The 601-nt window shown below is 39.9% G+C and carries 1 protein-coding gene and 1 pseudogene; both read left to right on the forward strand.

Annotation, left to right across the window (positions count from 1 at the left end):
* The coding region (locus FKX92_RS11990; protein ID WP_223105464.1) for a DUF6287 domain-containing protein at positions 1-394 on the forward strand (394 nt) is incomplete at its 5' end.
* A 50-nt stretch (positions 395-444) separates the two neighbouring features.
* Positions 445-601: pseudogene (locus FKX92_RS12285) on the forward strand (DUF6287 domain-containing protein); the annotation flags it as partial.

Genomic DNA, 601 nt, shown 5'->3' on the forward strand with positions numbered 1-601 from the left:
TAAAAATGAAACAAAGTCTGACACGAAAGACCCAGCCACTCCAGCAGCGGGTATCGATGTCAATGCTTTGGCGGCAGGAGATTTTTCGACTGTGGCTGGCACTTGGCAAAATGATTTGGGAGATGTGATAGTATTGAATAATCAAGGGGTTGTTTCTCATACTCTGAATGGAAAAGAATCCAGCGATTATACTTTACTAAAAGGTCAAGTAAGCGATGGTAGTTATGTATCTACTCTTGCTTATACTGCTGGTAGCAGCAGCGCAACCTTTTTAGTGATTCCTGAAGGAGCTGTTTTGCCTGATACTGGAAACGAAAATCCTAAAGCACAGATTCGAGTTGGACAAGATGCTATCACTGCTTCCCGGCATCCGTATTATCGAGTAGCTGATTAACTAATTTTATTTGATTATTATATGTTTGAAACTTAGAGGAGGTTCCCTTTATGAAAAATGCTAAATTTCTGCTTACTAGTACAACGCTTGTTGCGTCCGTTTTCTTACTTATTTCTTGTGGCAAACAGCAGGAGAAGCAGCTATCTCAAAGTAGTAGCTCTAGTCAAACAGTTCAAACTTCTAAATCAGATGACAAATCTGAAGCGA

Source organism: Streptococcus sanguinis (assembly GCF_008329445.1).
GTDB classification, from domain to species: domain Bacteria; phylum Bacillota; class Bacilli; order Lactobacillales; family Streptococcaceae; genus Streptococcus; species Streptococcus sanguinis_O.